This window comes from Chryseobacterium soli (assembly GCF_000737705.1).
In the GTDB taxonomy this organism is placed as follows: domain Bacteria; phylum Bacteroidota; class Bacteroidia; order Flavobacteriales; family Weeksellaceae; genus Chryseobacterium; species Chryseobacterium soli.
On sequence record NZ_JPRH01000009.1, the window covers coordinates 66,285 to 80,543 of the forward strand.

General features: G+C 35.7%; 14 protein-coding genes. 6 read left to right on the forward strand and 8 right to left on the reverse strand.

The annotated features are described in order from the left end of the window. Positions 1 to 212 precede the first annotated feature (212 nt). Complete coding sequence (locus IW15_RS18060) at positions 213 to 1,217, forward strand: DHH family phosphoesterase (RefSeq protein ID WP_034714250.1); 1,005 nt, start codon at positions 213 to 215, stop codon at positions 1,215 to 1,217. Between the two features lie 14 nt (positions 1,218 to 1,231). On the opposite strand, the gene IW15_RS18065 is transcribed toward IW15_RS18060, so the two are convergent. The 5 genes from IW15_RS18065 to tilS all read right to left on the reverse strand — a co-directional run bounded on the left by IW15_RS18065 (position 1,232) and on the right by tilS (position 7,247). Then, positions 1,232 to 2,026 (reverse strand): patatin-like phospholipase family protein, encoded by a 795-nt coding sequence (locus IW15_RS18065; protein WP_034714251.1) that lies wholly within the window; start codon positions 2,024 to 2,026, stop codon positions 1,232 to 1,234. Positions 2,027 to 2,154: 128 nt separating this feature from the next. Continuing rightward, positions 2,155 to 2,937 (reverse strand): alpha/beta fold hydrolase, encoded by a 783-nt coding sequence (locus IW15_RS18070; RefSeq protein WP_034714253.1) that lies wholly within the window; start codon positions 2,935 to 2,937, stop codon positions 2,155 to 2,157. 84 nt (positions 2,938 to 3,021) lie between these two features. Next, the gene (locus IW15_RS18075) at positions 3,022 to 3,534 is read right to left on the reverse strand and encodes an ExbD/TolR family protein (RefSeq protein WP_034714254.1); all 513 of its coding nucleotides are present in this window, start codon (positions 3,532 to 3,534) and stop codon (positions 3,022 to 3,024) included. Between the two features lie 307 nt (positions 3,535 to 3,841). Next, positions 3,842 to 5,914: a protein-disulfide reductase DsbD family protein gene (locus IW15_RS18080; RefSeq protein ID WP_034714384.1), complete on the reverse strand. Its 2,073-nt coding sequence runs from the start codon at positions 5,912 to 5,914 to the stop codon at positions 3,842 to 3,844. Position 5,915: 1 nt separating this feature from the next. Next, complete coding sequence (gene tilS / locus IW15_RS18085) at positions 5,916 to 7,247, reverse strand: tRNA lysidine(34) synthetase TilS (RefSeq protein WP_034714256.1); 1,332 nt, start codon at positions 7,245 to 7,247, stop codon at positions 5,916 to 5,918. Between the two features lie 90 nt (positions 7,248 to 7,337). Here tilS and IW15_RS18090 point away from each other — a divergent pair, with 90 nt between their 5' ends. From IW15_RS18090 to IW15_RS18110, 5 genes are all read left to right on the forward strand, one after another. Beyond that, entirely contained in the window at positions 7,338 to 8,171 is an 834-nt protein-coding gene (locus IW15_RS18090) for an OmpA family protein (protein WP_034714258.1), read from the forward strand. A 399-nt stretch (positions 8,172 to 8,570) separates the two neighbouring features. Next, a complete protein-coding gene (locus tag IW15_RS18095; protein ID WP_034714260.1) occupies positions 8,571 to 9,218 on the forward strand; it encodes an O-methyltransferase in 648 nt (215 codons plus the stop codon). Between the two features lie 66 nt (positions 9,219 to 9,284). Continuing rightward, on the forward strand, positions 9,285 to 10,001 hold the full coding sequence (locus tag IW15_RS18100; RefSeq protein ID WP_034714261.1) for a C40 family peptidase: 717 nt from the start codon (positions 9,285 to 9,287) through the stop codon (positions 9,999 to 10,001). Between the two features lie 17 nt (positions 10,002 to 10,018). Next, positions 10,019 to 10,486: a DUF1648 domain-containing protein gene (locus IW15_RS18105; protein ID WP_034714263.1), complete on the forward strand. Its 468-nt coding sequence runs from the start codon at positions 10,019 to 10,021 to the stop codon at positions 10,484 to 10,486. Positions 10,487 to 10,530: 44 nt separating this feature from the next. Then, positions 10,531 to 11,763 (forward strand): 3-deoxy-D-manno-octulosonic acid transferase, encoded by a 1,233-nt coding sequence (locus IW15_RS18110; protein WP_051882190.1) that lies wholly within the window; start codon positions 10,531 to 10,533, stop codon positions 11,761 to 11,763. Here IW15_RS18110 and IW15_RS18115 read toward each other — a convergent pair. From IW15_RS18115 to IW15_RS18125, 3 genes are read right to left on the reverse strand one after another with little or no spacing between them, the layout of a single operon-like run. After that, positions 11,755 to 12,381: a hypothetical protein gene (locus IW15_RS18115; protein ID WP_034714267.1), complete on the reverse strand. Its 627-nt coding sequence runs from the start codon at positions 12,379 to 12,381 to the stop codon at positions 11,755 to 11,757. The genes IW15_RS18110 and IW15_RS18115 overlap by 9 nt on opposite strands. Further along, positions 12,381 to 13,136 carry a glycosyltransferase family 2 protein gene (locus IW15_RS18120; protein ID WP_034714269.1) on the reverse strand — a complete coding sequence of 252 codons (756 nt, stop codon included), beginning with the start codon at positions 13,134 to 13,136 and terminating at the stop codon, positions 12,381 to 12,383. The genes IW15_RS18115 and IW15_RS18120 overlap by 1 nt, the downstream gene beginning before the upstream one ends. Before the next feature lie 17 nt (positions 13,137 to 13,153). Then, a complete protein-coding gene (locus IW15_RS18125; protein ID WP_051882192.1) occupies positions 13,154 to 14,131 on the reverse strand; it encodes an acyltransferase family protein in 978 nt (325 codons plus the stop codon). Between the last annotated feature and the right edge of the window lie 128 nt (positions 14,132 to 14,259).

Below are 14,259 nucleotides of genomic sequence, written 5' to 3' on the forward strand. Positions count from 1 at the left end.
ATCGTAATTATCTATTAATTTTCAGGTTGCAAAGATATAGGTTTTTTTATAAGATACAAATTTTAATTGCCTTTTTTTCAAATATTTTAGCATGTTTTAAAAGAGAGAATCGGCAAACACTTTATAGAAACGAAATTCCGGAACCTTAAAAATTATCCTGATGATTTATATAAAAGCTCTATCTTTGGAAACTCAATTTTAAAGAAGCATAAATGTTTACACCGGCGGAACTTTTAGAAATCAATACTCTCCTTACTCCTGGACGCAAAATCGTTATTATTACCCACTATAATCCCGATGGGGATGCTGTAGGTTCCAGCTTGGGACTGAAGCATTATCTGCATGCAAAAGGGATCGAGGCGGAAGTTGTGGTACCTAATGATTTTCCTAAGTTTCTGAAGTGGATGCCTGATGCTAAAAAGAATATTGTAGCCGAATACAAAAGAAAGATTGCCTTTGATTTAATCAACGAAGCAGAGGTTATTTTCTGTCTGGATTTTAATTCTCCTTCGAGAATCGGAATTCTGGGTGACTGGCTTGTCAATGCAAGAGCTAAGAAAATCCTTATCGACCATCACCAACAGCCGGAACAGTTTGATTTCGTATATTCTGATACTATTATCCCGGCCACCTGCCAGATGATTTACCATTTTATCGAAGCGATGAATGACGAGCATTTGGTGAATAAAGATATTGCGGAATGTCTTTATACGGGAATTATGACCGATACCGGTGGTTTCCGTTTCCGCTCTACAAGTGCTGATACCCATAGAATTATTGCCAATCTTATCGAAAAAGGAGCGGATCCTTCTGTGATCACATCCAATACCTGGGATACGAATACGGTTTCCCGTCTTCATCTGCTTGCTCTTATTTTAGGACGAATAGAAGTGGTAAACGACGGTAAAGTAGCGGTTCTGTACCTGACGAGAAATGAGTTGAAAGAATATGGCTTCCAGAAAGGAGATACAGAAGGTTTCGTTAACTATGGACTGAGTATTGTCGGAGTGAGAATGGCGGCATTTTTCATGGAAGACCTGTATGAGGATTTCATTAAAATCTCTTTCAGAAGTAAAGATGATGTAGATGTGAACCAGTTTTCCAGAAAATATTTCAGTGGAGGCGGGCACATCAATGCAGCAGGAGGAAAGTCTAATGAGCCGCTTCTTGATACGATTGAAACTTTCAAGAAAAGACTGGAAGGAGAGAATCTTTAAAGATTTTCACACACTTATACTTTACGATACCCTTTATCTTCCAATTCCAGGCAGGTGTATTCATATACCTGCTGAAACATTTCGTCCATAAATTTTTTATTGAAAAGACTGAATTTTGTCATTCTCGGAGGGTCTAAAAATATATCGCAGTGCTTTACTTTGGAATAAACTGATTTTGCAATAGCCAAATGCAGGATTCTATCGAATTCCTTCATCAGACTCATTTTTTTCAGTTCGTCATAGCTTATTGAATTGACATGAGAGGCGATCAGAAAGTCGCATTTATCAATAATAGGTTCTATAGGCAGGTTATCTAAAACACCTCCATCAATATATATTTTTTCGCCTATTCTTACAGGTGGCAGTATAAAAGGCACACTTGAGGAGGCTAACAGCGGAGCAAAAAGTTTTCCTTCTGAAAAATAATCTACAATTCCATGCGTCATTTCTGTAGCCGTTACATACACCGGAATTTTTAAAATTTTAAAATCATCTTCCGGAAAATGGTCCTGAAGAAGTTTTAAAATAAAATTCGAACTGAAAAGTCCGTTTTTGGAAAGCTTTAAATAAGACCGGGAAAAGAAAGTGGTAGATTTTACAATTTCCATCATTTCATCCGGGGTTTTCCCGAAAGAATAAAATGCGCCAACGATAGAACCCGCACTGGTACCCGAGATAATGTGCGGTTTTAAATTGTATTCTTCTAGAGCTTTAAGAACAGCAATATGAGCGATCCCGCGCATGCCGCCGCCGGAAAGCGTAAGGCCTATTACTGGCGGTTTCTTTTTAGTGAAAGAGAATAAACCCATTGGCAAAATTGTTCTCTACTAAGATACAAGATTTTTTGATACCTGTTCTTTAGTCTTCCAGTTCTGTTTTTTTACCTTTTTTCGATTGTAAAGTATGATGGAAAGTCTGGAATCTGCCCCCTCTCTCTCTACAACACTAATTTTTTAGGAAGATTATGCAGCAGTTCGGTATTAATAATTGCAGCGCAGATGGAGGGTTTCTCCCAATGACCGTTATGGCCGCAGTCCAGAATATAGGATTTTATATTGGTTCTGTCCGGAAGGTTTTTGATAATAGTTTCTGTTTTTACGGCATTGTCGTGTTTTCCGGCTATTACTAAAATCTTTGAATCCAGATTTTCCAATACATGTTTTTTGTCGGTTCTTTCCACCATCCCTTTTACACAGGCCAAAGCACCCTGGTTGTTGGTTGAAAGGGCAGTTGCTAAAGCCGTTTCTATTTTTCCTTCAAGAATATCTCTTTCATTCGGATTAAAAAGGTTGGGGATGCCCACTCTTGCATAATGGGAGAAAGAGTCAGAAATAATCCTGTAGCTCTTGATACGCTGGTTTTTCTTTTCTTCATCATCGGGAAAATAGGTGGAAAAGAATAGTGTTAAGCTTTTTAAAGAATCAGGAAACTTTTCAGCGAAAGCCAATGATACATAGCCGCCCATAGAATGCCCCAGCAGATGCACTTTTTCTAATTTCTGGTGGTCTAACACCTTTTTTACTTCCTCTGCCATTAATTCCATTGTATGAACCTCTGCTAAGATATCAGACTGTCCGTGGCCGGGAAGATCAATCTTTACCAGCGAAAAATTTTCAGAAAGATGAGGCTGCATATCACTCCAGATTGACAGGTTTTCCATAAATCCGTGAAGCAGTACTAATATTTCTTTTCCGTTTCCTTTTCGTTCAAAGTTCAGCATAATTTCAAAGTTCTAACATTTAAAAAGATTAAATATCTTTTCAAATGTATATAAAAAAGAGCATTTAAAAAATGCTCTTCTGTATTATTTTGTTAATTCGTTGTATACTTTCTTTTCCCACGGCTTAATATCTGTAATCCCGTAGCGTTCCTTTTTGGAGATCGCAATATTGTCTATTACGTCTACGAAATTTTTATAGTTGGCTTCATCAGTAGGTTTTACAATGATGGTGAAGTTTTCAGGATTAGGAGCTTTTTTGTAAGCTTCAGAAATGATATTTGAAATTTTCACTCCGCTGAAGTCCGTCTCTTTTAAATTCCCTGCATTGAGCTCATTGGCATTGCTCTGATGATAAAATACCCGATTATCTTTCCCAAGAATAAAAGTTACCTGGTTTTTGTCATTGACTACAGTAGTTGAATGGGGACCTTTTGCAGGCAGTCCCAGGTCCATAACATTGGGTTTTGAAAAACTCGCTGTGAACATGAAGAACATGAGCAGCAGGAAATTTAAATCTACCATGGGCGTCATATCAACCTTAATTGTTTTTCTTTTTGATTTCCCGCCTTGCGTTTCTTTTGTAATTACTTCAGCCATAATACATTTTTTTTGGTGTTAAACAGTATTAATAAAGAGTGAACTGTGATTCTTTATTTGTGGAAAGAATACAAAGTTTATGCCTGAATTATCGAAATATTAGAAATTGTTTAAAATCATTGAATGGTTTATGTGTTAATGTGTATTTTGTTTTTAAATTATTATGATTTTATGATATTTTAAGTATCTGTTTCTTGTTTGATTGTCATCGTTTTGAAGTTTTTTACCGCTATTACTGAATAGGTTTTCATAAAAAAAGCCTTATCAAAATGAATTGATAAGGCCTGCTTATTTTGAAGATTGAATCTTATTTATTTTTTTTTAAGTAATCCACTCCACATTCAAGGAATTTTTTGAAATCCTCTTTCGGCATGTATCCCGATACAGGAGTATTGATGACTTTTCCGTCCGGAGTTACCAAAACATAATGCGGCTGGGAATTGTTATTGAAATTTACCTGTTGGAATAAACTCCATCGGTCACCGATTGTTTTTACTTTTTTCACCTGTCCTTCTCCAAGGTCGATTTTAGTCTGTTCAGCTTCAGGAAGCTCTTCCTTATCATCCACATACAGGGAAGCAAGTACAATATCATTTTGAAGAATAGGTAAGATATCAGGTTCGCTCCATACAAATTCTTCCATTTTTCTACAGTTTTCGCACCCGTAGCCTGTAAAGTCAATCAGGATAGGTTTGTTTTCTTTTTTAGCAATTTCAATCGCGGTGAAGAAGTCATGTTCAGGATGCATTCCCAATATGCCGTCTTTTTCATCATGGAAATAGCTAACGTTCAATGGAGGCAGAATACCGCTTAATAACTGAAGTTTTGGTCGTTCTGAAGGAATTAATCCCTGAATCAGATAGATCACAAATCCTACTCCCATTATACCCAGGATTTTTCTTCCGATAGAAATTTTTGGTTTTTTGTCGTCATGCGGGAATCTGATCAGTCCAAATAAGTATAAGGCTAAACCTATGGCGATAATAATCCAGATGGCTATGAACAATTCTCTTTTTAAGAAGAATGTTTTAGAAACTAAGTCTGCTTTGGATAAAAATTTTAAAGCTAAAGCCAGTTCTACAAAACCTAAAACCACTTTTACCGTATTCATCCATCCTCCTGATTTTGGAAGGCTTTGAAGTGCCTGTGGGAATAATGCCAACAGACCGAAAATAATTGCCCATGCCAATCCGAAACCTGCCAATGCAAAAGTCAGCAACATCGGGACATTTGTGGAACCTGTAACCGCGCTTCCCAGTAAGCTTCCCAGAATCGGACCTGTACATGAGAATGAAACAATTACAAGTGTTAAAGCCATAAAGAAAATACCGATAATCCCGCCAGCTTCCTCTGCTTTAGAAGATTTATTGGCGATGGAACTTGGTAATGTGATGTCATAATATCCGAAGAAACTCCCTGCGAAGAATATAAATATGATGAAGAAAGCAATATTCAGCCAGATGCTGGTTGATATTTCATTGAATATATTTCCTGCAATCCCGTCAATAATATGGAACGGAACGCTTAATAGAACAAAAATAAGAAGGATGAAAAATCCATAGATAAGAGCATCTCTTTTTCCTTTTGCCTTGTTTTTATTTCCTTTCGTAAAGAATGAAACCGTTAACGGAATCATAGGGAAAACGCAAGGGGTTAATAAAGCAATCAAACCACCGATAAATCCTAAGAAAAGATACGTCCAGTAGTTTTCATCCACTTTCGTTGAGGCTGTTCCGCAATCGGTTAAAGGTTTTTTGAAATCCAGTGTTTCAATCTTTAATTTTTTAGGATCAAGTTTTGAAGTTTCTGTAATGGTCATTTCCGCTGTGGCAGGATGATCCACAACAGTTTCTGCTGTTTTTACAGAATCTTTCGTATTAGCAGTGGCTGTGGTTTCAGGAACAACTTCTTCAGGTACTCCTTTTGGGGTAACTTTCTGATTGAATTCTAATGTATTGGGAGCCAGACAAACTCTGTCATCACACGTCTGATAAGTGATTTCAGACGTTACATCAGCAGGCTTAGCCGGATCTTTTAATTTGAATTTCTGTTTGAACCCTGCCGCATTGGAATAGAAAACAATTTTTCCGCCAAAAGCTTCAGAAAACTCTTCGTGTTTTTTACCGGTTTCGGTGAATTTTCCGATCAGTTCGATATTTTTCCCCGAAACTTTATATTCGGTAGGAATTCCTGTGTCTTCAGGAAGATCTTTGGAATAAATATGCCAGCCGCTTTCCATCGTTGCATTCAGGACTGCCTCGTATTGATTGTTGCCCAGATCATTGATGGTAAATTTAAATTTTACGGGATTTTTTATTTGTGCATTAATTCCTGTGAATAAGAATAACAGAATTAATAAAAACCAGTTTCTAAATTTCATTTTACTTTTCATTACAAATTTTGAGAATACTTTTTGTTCTTTCCTCACGTGCATTTCTCCTGTCCTGCCTGAATGGTATAACGCCAAGTACAGCATTATGACCATCAGTAAGAATCCAGATTTTTTGCCTTGCTAAAATAGATAATTTTTCGTCCCTAAAAAACTTAGAAACTTTCTTTTTCCCTGAAAACCCACAGGGAAAAAACTCATCACCATTCTGTTGTCTTCGTAAACGCAACGGAAACTGCAGTTTTTCAGCATCAAAATCCCATTCAAAGGTCTTATTGATTTCGTCAATATCATCAATGGTATTTTCGAGATTAATGATGATTTGGTTTTTAGAAAAATCGAAATTTTCAATCAGAAGAATTTCACCGGGGAGTTTTTTTTCTTCACTTTTAGGAATTAATATCAATTCGTCTTTATGAATAATCAATTGATATTCTTTTGAATAGAAAGAGCTTCCGTTAGTTGCGGTAAAAATTTTCGAAATTTCTTCTTCCTGGTTAAAACCATACTTTTTTAAAATTTCAAACTTTACAAAATCACTTTCCCTATCCAGCTTCTCTTTTGATAGCGTTTTATGGTCTTTGTTAAATATACTGAGGCCGCTTTCTATCGCTGTAATTTGTTTTTCCACAAAATCTTTAGTCTGATTCAGATAAGAAGAACTTTTTTTAAAATTTTCTAAAAAATGCTCATTCGTTTCTAACAGTTTGGGAACAATTTCATTCCGGATTTTATTCCTTAGATAATCACTTTTCTTATTGGAAAGATCTTCTCTGTATTCGATAGAATTTTCTTCTGCAAACTTATAAATTTCCTCTTTTGTGAAGGAAAGCAGCGGACGGAGAATATTACGGTCGGTTGCAGGAATTCCGCTTAATCCTTTAATACCGGATGCTTTTGATAAATGGATGATGAACGTTTCCAACTGATCATTAAGATGATGTGCCGTTACCAGGAATTCAAGGTTTTCTTTTTCCCGGATCTCTTTGAAAAAAGCATATCGAAGCTCTCTGGCCCAAAGTTGAATGGAATGCTCCGGTTTACGGTCCTGTTCAGAAACTTCATACAGGTGAAACTGAATATGATTTTTCTCACAAAAATCCTGCACTACTTTTTGATCCAGATCAGAATCCTGACCGCGAAGTTTATAATTGATATGGGCGACCTGAAATTTCAGTTTTTCTTTTTGGGAAGAGCTGAAAGATTCGAATAAACTGAGTAAAACCATGGAATCAGCACCACCGCTCACGGCTAAAAGAAAGGTGTGGTTTTCAGGAGAATTAACCAGATTTTCTAACTGATTTTTAAAACTTGCTTTTTTCAATGGGAATGTTGAGAATTTCTTTTGTACAAAGATAACTCATATAATTCAATTGAATTTCCCTAACTTTGATACGTCTAAAAATGATTACTTATGAAGATTTTTAAAATTTTAGCAGTTTCTGCAATGGTGTTGGGAATGACATCTTGTATCAGCAAAAAGCAGTATGATGCTTTGAGCACAAACTATAAGCAGTGTATTGAGAATATTGGAGAAAGACAAAGAGAAATCCAGGATTTAAAGTCTCAGAACTCTGCATTGTCAGGTGAGAATAATTTACTAAAAAGTCAGCATGATGCATTAAAATCATCATTAGATGCCTGTTTGGCAAATACAGGGAAAAGTTCATCAAATATTGATAAATTGGTAGGAGAGATCAACGCTTCCAATTCCTATATCAAACAGCTTATTTCTAATAACGCTAAAAATGACAGCTTAAATTTAGCATTGTCTAACAAGCTGAAAAGATCATTGGATAATGTAACTGACGACGATGTCCAGGTAAAAGTATTGAAAGGAGTGGTGATGATTTCACTTTCTGATAAAATGCTTTATAAAACAGGAGATTATAACGTACTTCCTGCCGCTCAGGAGGTGTTAGGAAAAGTAGCGAAAGTGATCAACGATTATGATAAATATTCAGTATTGATTGAAGGAAATACGGATAATGCTCCTTTAAGTTCTCCGAATTTACCAAAAGACAACTGGGATCTTTCTGCATTGCGTGGTACTGCAGTGGCTAAAGTTCTTCAGTCTCAGTTTGGTGTAGATCCTGCAAGAATTACAGCGGGTGGACGTTCTGAATACAATCCTAAAGCAACGAACATGAGTGTTTCAGGAAGAGCAGAAAACAGAAGAACAGAAATCATCATTATGCCGAAACTTGATGAATTCATGAAGCTGATGGATATTGCTCCAAAAAAATAATCTCATTTGGTTTACCATAAAAAAATAAATCCCGAAGTCATTCGGGATTTATTTTTTTAATCAGATTAATTCTTCTTTTCTCAGCAGAGAAATGACTCGTTGTAAAATTGAATTGGATATTTCAGGTTTAGTTTTCTTAAAAGAAGAAGCCGCCTTACTTTTCAGCAATGCGGTTTTCTGATTCTTCACGTTAATTTGTTTTTCAGCGACGTTCATGTGTGATCACTTAGTGTTTTTACCCTTTGTTCTTTGCAAAGCTATGACAAAGAACAGATACATCATATCCGGGTTTTCACGGTATTTTTTATGGGGCTTTCCCTATTTTGTGATTTGATATTGTAATGATCATTCGTGCTTTTTGCTTATATTTAAGTAAATTTGAATTACAAAATTTGTAGAATGAGCTTTTTCGAAGAAAAAAATGCAGAAATGGACAGGTACCTGGAAACTCATGCTTCCTCAGAACCTGAAATTCTGAAAAAATTAAGAAGAGAAACCTACCAGAAAACAACACAGCCTCACATGATCTCAGGATATCAGCAGGGAAGATTGTTGACCATAGTTTCTCAGATGATGCAGCCTAAAAATATTCTGGAAGTAGGAACCTTTACAGGATATGCAACGCTTTGTCTTGCCGCGGGTATGACTAAAGATGGAAAAATTACCACATTGGACGTGAATGAAGATCTTGCCTATCTGCCCAGAAAATATTTTGCAGAAAGTGAATATGTGGATCAGATTGATTTTAAACTGCTTGATGCTAAAGAGTTTTTAAAAAACACGGATGAGATTTTTGATCTCGTTTTCATTGATGCCGATAAAGAAAATTATGCGGAATATTTCAGACTGATCAAACCGAGAACCAGATCAGGATCTGTGGTGATGTTTGATAATGTTCTGTGGTACGGAAAAGTATTGGAAGAAAATCCAAAACAAAGATCTACGCAGGTTATTAAGGAACTCAATGATTTGATTGCAAAAGACGAAGATTTTGAAAATCTTATTTTACCTTTGCGGGATGGAGTCAATTTCCTTCGCAGGAAATAATTGAAAGATTTAGCTGGATCTAATTTTTTAATCTTTTTAATCGTTCAATTTTTTAATCTATAATTAATGAATAAAGGAATTTGTATTGTTACAGTAGCGCCGGTTCGGGCAGAAAATTCTGACCGGGCAGAAATCGTTACGGAAATATTGTTTGGTGAAAGTGCTGATATTTTGGAAGTAGATAAAAACTGGACCAAAATAAAAATGCATTATGACGGCTATGAAGGATGGATGGATACGAAGCAGATCAAACCTGTAACAGACGAAGAACTGGCAAAAAGAAAGATTACGGTGGTAACAGAAGATTTTTCGTCAGTACTTATGAATGACGGAAAAACATTATTGTCAATGGGTTCTGAAGTAGAATTTCCTGTGGTAGCCTCCAGAAGAAGCCATGAACCTCGCGAAAGTATTGCTTTAGCAGCCAGAGAATTCCTGAACGTACCTTATTTATGGGGCGGGAAAAGTTATTTTGCCGTAGACTGTTCTGGTTTTACCCAGTTGATATACAAAATTCATAATATTAAACTTCCCAGAGATGCTTCTCAGCAGGCGGAAGTAGGGGAGGCATTAACGTTTGTAGAAGAAAGTCGGCCGGGAGATTTAGCTTTTTTTGAAAATCCTGAAGGAAAAATTATTCATGTAGGAATTATGCTGGAAAATCAGAAGATTATCCATGCTTCGGGAAAAGTGAGAATTGATACACTGGATTCCACAGGAATCTTCAATAAAGAAATGAATAAGCACACCCATAAATTGAGGGTTATTAAAAATGTACTTTAAATCATAAAAGAATTGAGATGAAAGAAGTGATTTTGACGATTTTTGATTGTATTAATTTCGGATTGGTTGCTTTTTTATGGGGGTTGACAATAAAAAATTATAAAACCTTACCTCAAAGAATTCCTGTTCATTTTGATCTGGATGGTAAAGCTGACAATTTTGGAAATAAGGCTTTTATCTTTTTAATGCCTGTAATGGGAGTTCTGCTTTATCTTATCTTCATGTACATCACAAGATATCCGGAATCATCCAATTTCCCTGTTGAAATTACAGAATCCAACAAAGAAAACCAGTTTCTTATTATGACCATCTTTTTAAGGTGGATTCTCATGTTAGTTTTATTTATTTTTCTCAATAGCCAGGATCTTATGATAAGATATGCTTTTGATGAAAATGCCAAACCGAAAGCTTCTGTGGCTACTATGCTGTTCTCAGTTCTTGGAAGTGTAATCGTTGTTGTAATTATTGCGGCTCAATTTAAATAATCTGTTTATCATAGTTATCACATAGAAATCGAAAACTCATCTGAATGTCTTTTTTATATAACATATTTGTCAATCTGCTCATTCTCGGAATGAAGGTTTTTTCATGGTTTAATGATAAAACTAAAAAAGGCGTTGAGGGAAGGAAGCAGTCTCTAGAGGTAGTGAAAGCTGCATTTTCTAAAATAGATAAAGTAATCTGGATGCATGCCGCCAGTTTGGGTGAGTATGAACAGGGACTTCCGGTGCTGGAAAAATTAAAAGAAAATTTTCCCGGACATAAAATTCTGATTACGTTTTTTTCGCCTTCCGGATATGAAAATGTAATTAAGAAAAAACATATGGCAGATGCTGTCTGTTATTTGCCTTTCGATAAAAAAAGTACGGTAAAAGAGTTTATTTCTCAATTTCATACGGAACTATTTTTTACGGTAAAATATGATTATTGGTATAACCTTCTTTCTGAGCTGAAAAAACAGAATACCAGGATCTATGTAGTTTCTGCGCTGTTCTATGAAAGACAGTCATTCTTTACCTCCTATGGAAAATGGTTTGTCAAGCAGCTCAAGGCAGACGTCGACTGGTTTTTTCATCAGACACCCTTTTCCCTGGCTTTGGCTAAAAGTGTTGGTTTGGTGCAGTCTTCAGTAACCGGAGATACCAGATTTGACAGGGTAAGACAACTCAGAAACCGAAACAATCATGTGGATTATATTGCAGATTTTATAGGAGAGCATAGGGCGATTGTTTTCGGCAGTTCATGGCAGGAAGAGGAAAAGATTGTCGCCATTATTTCTCAAAAAAATTATACCGTAAAGATCATCATAGCTCCTCACGATTTAAAAAGAGTTACTCATTTAAAACAGCTTTTCCCCGATGCATTGCTGTATAGTGAAATCCATAACCAGCAACCTTTAGCCAACAACCAACAGCTACTCATTATAAACAGTATAGGTTTGTTATCAAAATTATATTCCTATGCAGATATTGCGGTGGTAGGGGGCGGATTTCATGAGGCAGGGCTGCATAATATTTTGGAAGCGGCTACTTTTGGAGTACCCGTTGTTTTCGGAAATCAATACAGGAAAAATCCGGAGGCTGATGCATTAATTTCTATGAATGGAGGTAAATCTGTTGAAGACAAGTCTCAGGCATCAGAATTTATCCTTTTTCTTCTCAATAATGAAGAAGTATTGAACGAAATGTCTGAAAATGCAAGGAAATTTGTTGATGAAAATCCCAATTCTACAGAGATGATTATCAAAAAAATTCTATCGTAAAAAACCCTGACTTTTTATTTCTTTGATCACCAGATCCAAATGATCGGGAATATTTTCACATTGAAGCCAGTTGAAATCAAAACTGTTATTGACGCATAGTTTTTCGAAATAATGGTTGGTGAAGATATTTTTTTTCAGACTCTCTAACAGCTCATCAATTTCCATCCAGTAATCTTCATCCAGTTTTTTCGCCAATACTAAACACTTGAACAGTTTATTAATCAGATACAGGTATAGCTTGTAGACATTGTCAAACCTTTGTCTGCTCAGTTCCTCACTATGCTCAAGAATTTTGTCAATAAGCAGCAGGTTAAGGGAAACATCCCCAAATTTATCCGTAGTTATTTTAACGTGTTCTGTAATTTCTGCACTTATTTTACGGATGATCCCCAGAAAATATTTTTGATTTCCAATATAATTGCACGCCATAAGAACTTTCTCCTGAACGTTTTCTTCCATGGCGTTCCTCTTATCATCTGTTGTTTCCTGATCAATAAGTTCAAAATATAATTTTTTAGACAGCAGCTTATCTTTTTTCAGCAGCCTGAAAATAAGACGGTCTTTTTCAACAGCGGAAAAATTACTTAATGCTGCTTTAAATTCTTTTGAATATTCCATTAGTTGAAAATTTTTGAATACTTTAAAAATCCGTTAAGAGCCCAGTTGGCCGTATAATACAGGGATTTTAATGAAGAGAATCCCATAAAATCTTTATACACCAGATATTGGTCTTTAATAATATTTTTTTTCTTTCTCGAAACGCTGTTCTCGCGCATTCTGTATTTGGCAAGAGTCTTTGGTAGAGGATGTCCTTCAGGAATAGCCTTTAGTAAATTCAGCCACATCACATGATCTTCCCGTTTACTTTTGATTGGGAACAAAAACTTCCCAACCCTTTTAGTATCATACATCGTGGAAACCGGAGCAAGCCTGCAGGTTTTTAGAAGATTAGAAAAGGTAACGACTTTATCTGCCACGAAATCTTTTAAAATAGGCTTTAGCTGTTCATCACATCTTGAATAGTTGCAGTATACAAGCTCTGCATGGTGTTCCTGCATATAATCCGTCATGGTTTCCAGGTATTCCGGGTACCAGTAATCATCAGAATCCAGAAAGGCAATATATCTTCCCTGAGCTCTTTCAAGGCTGTTGTTTCTTGCATTTCCTGCGCCGCCATTTTTTTCCAGAACATGGAGTTTTATTCTCGGGTCATTATATCCTTTAATAATTTCGACTGTATTGTCCTTAGATAAATCATCAGTAATCAGCCATTCCCAGTTTTGATAGGTCTGGTTCAGTACAGACTGTATCGTTTCCTCAATAAACTCGGCGGAATTGTAACAGGGGGTGATAATGGAGATAAGGTCTTTCATTCGTGCTTTAAAATTAATTATAAAAATTTTTTCTCATAAAAATGCCATGAACTAACGCCGACACCAATAACCACCAGCATACATATAAAGGCCATTACAAAAGGATTATAATGTTCAAATAGCCCCAGGGTAGTAAATGTCCTGATGATTGGGAAGTGAAAAATGTAAATTCCGTATGTGAAATCTCCGTATTTCCCGAAATTATTTAAGAATTTAAATGAATATGCAATATAAAGTACGATAATTCCGATCATCATCGGAGAAACTAATTTTATATCTAAAATTAAATCAATCCAAACGGTAATGATAGCGATAATAAAAAGTGGATTTTTATATTTAATAAATGTATCAAAATTAAAATAAATCAACATTCCTGGGATGAAATAGCACAGTACTCCCGGAATTTGTTTTGCGATTGAAATTTTATGTATTGACTCAAAATAATTAAGATAAACCAGTGATAAGAAATAGATTACTGTTAAACTGATATTTCTGTATTTATTGTTTTTACCGAAAAGCAAAAATAATAACGGGACGCAAAAATAATAGCACATTTCTACCTTGAGTGTCCAAAGAGCTCCGTTGACAGCCTGATTGCCAAAAACCCCCGGAAGCCAGGGTGCTTTGAAATTCAGGAACAAAGAATTCCAGAAAAGATATTTATAAACCTGAGTATTAGTGAAATAATCATACAAAGAAAGTGTACTGACCAAGCTTAATAATAGGGCACATAAAAATACAACCAATAAATAAGCCGGAACAATTCTCAGGATTCTCTTTTTCAGATAGCTTTTTAAACTGGAAGATCGGTCATAACTTCTTGCGATAAGAAATCCACTGACAACAAAAAATCCGAACACGGCAATTTCTATAGGGCTATGTTCAAAAATTTTGAGGTCTTGCGAGGCGCTGAGCGTTCCCAAATGTCCCAGGAAAACGATAAAGGCGAGGAGAACCCTTAAAAAGTCAAAATTATTTTTCGTTATGTCTTGCATTTGCGTTTGCATTGTTTTGTGCAAAAATAGCTTTTTTAATAAAATATCAGATCTATTCCAGCGTTCAATATTTGTTAATTAAGAAGACTTTTATGATTAATTGTTTAAAATATACAGAAATACAGCTT

Excerpts from the sequence above, each read along its gene's own strand:
- IW15_RS18110 (WP_051882190.1), top strand. The coding sequence starts at position 10,531 with ATGTCTTTTTTATATAACATATTTGTCAATCTGCTCATTCTCGGAATG.
- IW15_RS18090 (WP_034714258.1), top strand. The coding sequence starts at position 7,338 with ATGAAGATTTTTAAAATTTTAGCAGTTTCTGCAATGGTGTTGGGAATG.
- IW15_RS18125 (WP_051882192.1), bottom strand. The coding sequence starts at position 14,131 with ATGCAAGACATAACGAAAAATAATTTTGACTTTTTAAGGGTTCTCCTC.
- IW15_RS18095 (WP_034714260.1), top strand. The coding sequence starts at position 8,571 with ATGAGCTTTTTCGAAGAAAAAAATGCAGAAATGGACAGGTACCTGGAA.
- IW15_RS18100 (WP_034714261.1), top strand. The coding sequence starts at position 9,285 with ATGAATAAAGGAATTTGTATTGTTACAGTAGCGCCGGTTCGGGCAGAA.
- IW15_RS18105 (WP_034714263.1), top strand. The coding sequence starts at position 10,019 with ATGAAAGAAGTGATTTTGACGATTTTTGATTGTATTAATTTCGGATTG.
- IW15_RS18060 (WP_034714250.1), top strand. The coding sequence starts at position 213 with ATGTTTACACCGGCGGAACTTTTAGAAATCAATACTCTCCTTACTCCT.
- IW15_RS18065 (WP_034714251.1), bottom strand. The coding sequence starts at position 2,026 with ATGGGTTTATTCTCTTTCACTAAAAAGAAACCGCCAGTAATAGGCCTT.
- IW15_RS18120 (WP_034714269.1), bottom strand. The coding sequence starts at position 13,136 with ATGAAAGACCTTATCTCCATTATCACCCCCTGTTACAATTCCGCCGAG.
- IW15_RS18080 (WP_034714384.1), bottom strand. The coding sequence starts at position 5,914 with ATGAAATTTAGAAACTGGTTTTTATTAATTCTGTTATTCTTATTCACA.
- IW15_RS18115 (WP_034714267.1), bottom strand. The coding sequence starts at position 12,381 with ATGGAATATTCAAAAGAATTTAAAGCAGCATTAAGTAATTTTTCCGCT.
- IW15_RS18070 (WP_034714253.1), bottom strand. The coding sequence starts at position 2,937 with ATGCTGAACTTTGAACGAAAAGGAAACGGAAAAGAAATATTAGTACTG.
- IW15_RS18075 (WP_034714254.1), bottom strand. The coding sequence starts at position 3,534 with ATGGCTGAAGTAATTACAAAAGAAACGCAAGGCGGGAAATCAAAAAGA.